We start from the raw sequence: 4,915 nt of genomic DNA on the forward strand, positions 1-4,915 counted from the left end.
CTGTGACAGCAGTGATCCGGCACCTTTTGCACAATGGAAGATCCCAGGCGTCATTGAATCCAAAACTTGCCTGCTTCCGATGATCACGGATCGATCCTTCTATCTTCTCGACCTTCACAAACACTACCAACAGAACACACTTTTCACGGCAGGTGGGATCGCGGATCAACCGAATCTCTACTGCGAAGCTATGAGCTTTATAACCGGAGTACAACATGAGTTTATCAGCGAATGAATACACCTTTGCACTGGTCGGTGACGACCGGACAAAAAGCATGTTTGCTTCGGTACAAAGTGGACTCGGCAAAACGCTAAAGAAAGCAGGACTGACCGACAAAGAACTCACTAAGTTAGGTCGCAATGTCACAAAGCTCGGTAAACGACTTGATTCGATGGCAGACAGTGCGGCGAAGTGGGGCGGTGCACTCTTTACGGGAGCTGTGGTCGGTGGTACGGCGCTCGTTAAAAAAACACTGGAGGCCAACACCGAAGTGATCCGTTTGTCTGAATCGGTTGGTGTGGGTGTCACCGCGATGAGCGAATGGAGCTATGCGGCGAAAGATGTGGGAATTTCGTCGGAAAAAATGGGTGACATTTTTAAAGACGTACAAGAAAAAATCGGTGACTTTGCGGCAACCGGTGGAGGGCCAGCGGCCAATACCATTAAGCATTTAAAACTCAATGCGGAAGAACTGATCAAGCTTGCTCCTGATCAACAATTACTAAAAATTGCTGAAGCATTAGAAAAAGTTGGCACCACATCTGAAAAATCGTTTTACCTTGAAGAACTGGCAAGCGATGCGACTTATCTTTTACCACTGCTCGATAACGGCGCGGAAAAATTAAAAGCGCTGCAAGCGGAAGCGCGCGCATTCGGTGTTTCGATATCTGAACTCGACGCTGCCAAGATGAAAGCCGCGCAAAAATCGATTGAACGCATTCAAGCAGTCGTTCAAGGTTTTTCCAATAACCTCACAAGTGAGGTAGCTCCCATCATCGAAGTGATGAGCGAGAAGGTGTTGGGGCTCGGTGTTAACAGTGAAACGATGGGCGAAAAAATCCGTGGTGCGTTTTGGTGGGGTGCTCGCGGCGTGGGTGTGTTTGCTGATGGTTTGCACGGTGTTGAAATCGTTCTAAAAGGCACCGAGCTTGGTGTCAATTTACTCAGCCTGGGTATTTCTCAACTGGCAGTTTTTGGTGCACAGGCGTTTACCAGTTTGGGCAATGCAGTTGTTGATGGTCTTTTTTATCCGGTTACAAAAACATTGGCGTTGTTATCCGAGTTACCTGGTTCGGTGGGTGATAACGCTGCGCAAGCGTTGGCTTCGGTGGAAGGGTTTGCCAATGGTTTAAAAGTTGATGTCCCGCAAGCGCTGTATGAATTTCGTGATGCGCAAGCGGCCGCGTTTGCTGATACCAAAGCGGAACTAGATCGGTTGCTGTCGGAAGAACTGCCGAGTGATGTGATCACGCGCAACATCGAAGCCATCTTTTCGGAAGTGGACGCCAAAGTACATGAAAAGATGGCTCAGCTGAAAAGCAATCTTGGTCAACAAGCTGAAGGTGACGATGCGATTGCGCGCGAAGCGGAGCAGGACGCGTTACGGTTTGAAGCCAAACTGATGCGCATGCAAGAGCAATGGATGACCGAGCAAGATTTGTTGCAACAAAAGTACGATCAAGATCTCGCCATTCTTGATGAAGCGCTGGAAAAAGAATACTTAAGCGAAGTGGCCTACGACCATCGACGTTTTAAGTTGAAAGAACAATACGCGAAAAAAGAAGCGGCGCTGAATGCGAGAAAAAACCGCGCCATTTTGAGTACGACGGTAGGCACCTTACAAAACATTGCGAGCGTCACCGATTCCGAATCGAAGAAAGGATTCAAAATTCAGCAGCAAGTAGCGATTGGACAAACCACAATGGCGACCTATGAGAGCGCCACGCAGTCTTATAAGTCACTCGCCGGTATTCCCTATGTCGGACCTATTCTCGGCGGTATAGCAGCGGCCGTTGCCATTGCAGCAGGGATGGCAAACGTTCGAAAAATCAAAAGCTCCAAACCGGGCAGCAGCGGCGGTGGTGCGTCAGTGCCAAGTTCGGGCGGCGTGTCGGGCGCTGGTGCTTCCGGTGTGAATTCGGCGATGAATCAAGTGGAACGGCTGCGACAAAACGGAACGCAGCAACAAGCGGCAACTCCGGTGATTAATTTTCATATTGCCGGTGATCTCAACTCCAACGATGCGAATACTTTTTTGCAAGATGTTAAGGATTTGATCAACAACGGTGATGTGTCCTTGATCGATCCGAGTTCGCGCAATGGACAAGATTTAGGAGGTTAAATGTCTAGCATCAGCTTTACACCAAAACGTGAAATTGTTTCGGGTGTTGGATCACTGCAGTGCGAGTTTGAACAGTTTGATTACGATCCGAAAAAGGAAGGGGCAGTACACAAAAGCTTGGATGGCACCACAGTTTCAATGCTGCACCGCTTGGAGTTTCGATACCATGTTAAGACATCGGCGATTCCTGTTGCTGAGATTGGGCCGTGGCGCGAATTTCACGCCAGTTGCTGCAATGGTGAACTCTTTACCATGAGCGCTTCGGATGTTCCAGGCGCGCCGGCATCTTCCTTTCAAGCCATCTTTGAAGGCGACTCTTACAAAGAGAGGCGCAATGGAGCCTATATCACCGTCTCTTTTACACTTCGAAGGATGAATTAATGTCAGATAATTATCACGCCGTGGCAAGCTCCAATCATCAAGAGATTATTACGGTGATTAAGTTTTTATTCAACACGCCAGTCTATGTATCAACGCATGCGGTCAGTGGTATTACTGGTGATTATTTTTCCGGTTGCTTAATTCCTTCAACCGCGATTTCGCAGCGACTCAATCCTGACGAATCACGATCCGAAATTGGAAATATTCGGTTTGTGGTGTTGGATACGGGGATCACCACGCAATTCAAAAATCGACTGGAAAACAGCGAAGGATTGAAGCGCTGTGTTGTTGAAGTCTACCGTGGCGCAATGGGCGATGACTTTGCCGACTTTGTGTTGGTGCAAACACAAATGATCGATAAGTCGGTATCGATGAGCAACGGACGTTATCGAATTTCGTGTTATGACATTCAGCGCTCGGCTAAGAAAAACATTTTTGCAGAAATTAAAACGCCTATTACCGCGACGTTAAACGCCGGAGATACGACCGTCAATGTTCTGAACACGGCAGCGTTTGAAGCGTGTGATCACCCTTCGAGTTTTGGCGATGCGCCAGGGCAACGCGTTTATTACTTGAAAGCAAAGAAAGACGATCATTTTGAGATCATGCGAGCGACTGGAAAAACCGATACCCGCTTTACGGGATTAACACGCGGTCTGTTTCATACCTTGCCGTTAACCTTTGAGTTCGATGAAGAAGGGGACGGTGATGATCAAATTCAAATCGAAGAATACGTTTATTTGGAAATGCCGGTGCCTGCGCTCGTTTATGCGCTTTATACCGGTGATATTATCGGCGGCGGAAAGTTACCGAGCAATTGGCACCTGGGAGTTGATCCAAAGTGGATCGACATCACGCAGTTTCAAAATGCAGGAACCGATTGGTTTGATCCGACGAATTATAGCAAAGGATTAATTTATCGCTTTAACGGTGTGAAGCAAACCGAAGGCAAGCGTTTTATAGAAACTGAATTGCTGAGGTTGATTGCGTTTACACCGGTGGGTGCGAATGGCAAGTTAGGATTTAAACGCATTGCCGGTGTCAATCGTGAAAGCGGTTATGAGTATGTGTTCGATGAGTCGAACATTGTTAAGTATTCTGATCTCGAATACAACTTAGATAAATTGCATAACGTGATTGATCTGAAATGGGGCAAGGTTGAAATTCCCAATCGAACCAGCGGATTTACCCGTCAATCGATCCTTTATGATCCAAGCAGTGTTGAAACGCATCGCGGTCGTTACATCAAACAAGTGTCGATGGAAGGTTTGCACAATGCACGGCACACAACCACGACGATTCGAAATCTATTTTCAGCCTATCGTGATCGTTACGCACATCCTCCATACGAGTTACAACTTACGTTATTGCCAACGCAATACGCGGTTGAAGTGGGTAAGAACGCGCGTGTGGTGTTACCGCACATTAAAGACATGGTTACCGACGCACCGTTAGATCGCGTGTTTGAAGTGCAGCAAGTCTCAACGGATTTGTTAACCGGTCGAGTGCAAGTGAAGTTGTTCGCTTCGAGTGGCGATTTGGATCCTTTATCGGATGACGATGCTGAAGACGCAGCCGAATTGCCGAACGGTTGGTACGCTGAGCAAGGCACGCCGTTAAGTGGCCAAGTGTCGATTGATGGAAACGGATTTTTAACCGCCAACGGTACATTAACCGGAGCTGCGACAACGCGTACCTGGTTTTATTATTTGGGCGATCTCACCATTCCAAACGGGCGTACCTTAACGCTACAAGACAACGTTGGTCTTGCGGTCATGGGGCATTTGCAAATTGATGGGCAGATCATTTGTGATGGACAAACTTTTACGCACCAAGGTTTTTTCGGTTCCACGCTCAGTGGTGGTCGTCGCAATGTGCACGGACCGCGTGAAGGTTTAGCTCCAGGTGTTCGGCATCATGGCTTAAACAATGCCGTTCCGGCGTTAAATTTGGATAACGATGGAGGCGTATTGTCTGGCATTCCCGATGACATGCGCGGCACCGGTGGACCGCAAGGTGGTGCGGTATTTCGTTGGCATAGTGAATTGAATCAATACATTCCTGCAGCCTCTCCCGGTGGTGCAGGCGGATTGGGTGGTGGTTCCGTTGTTTTTGTGTGTCGCGGTTCCGGCTTTGGACCGAATGGGCGCGTGATTACAGATGGCAAGCCAGGTGAATTAGGAACGGTTCAA

The 4,915-nt window shown here is 48.1% G+C and carries 4 protein-coding genes; all 4 read left to right on the forward strand.

The features are described from left to right. The coding region (locus ACTUJY_RS20850; RefSeq protein WP_463618066.1) for a hypothetical protein at window positions 1-235 on the forward strand (235 nt) is incomplete at its 5' end. After that, entirely contained in the window at window positions 216-2,342 is a 2,127-nt protein-coding gene (locus ACTUJY_RS20855; RefSeq protein WP_463618067.1) for a hypothetical protein, read from the forward strand. The genes ACTUJY_RS20850 and ACTUJY_RS20855, both read left to right, overlap by 20 nt. Further along, a complete protein-coding gene (locus tag ACTUJY_RS20860) occupies window positions 2,343-2,723 on the forward strand; it encodes a hypothetical protein (protein WP_463618068.1) in 381 nt (126 codons plus the stop codon). After that, a partial coding sequence (locus tag ACTUJY_RS20865) for a hypothetical protein (protein WP_463618069.1) occupies window positions 2,723-4,915 on the forward strand: 2,193 nt, incomplete at its 3' end. The genes ACTUJY_RS20860 and ACTUJY_RS20865, both read left to right, overlap by 1 nt.

The sequence above is a fragment of the Pleionea sp. WD8-19 genome (assembly GCF_055326765.1).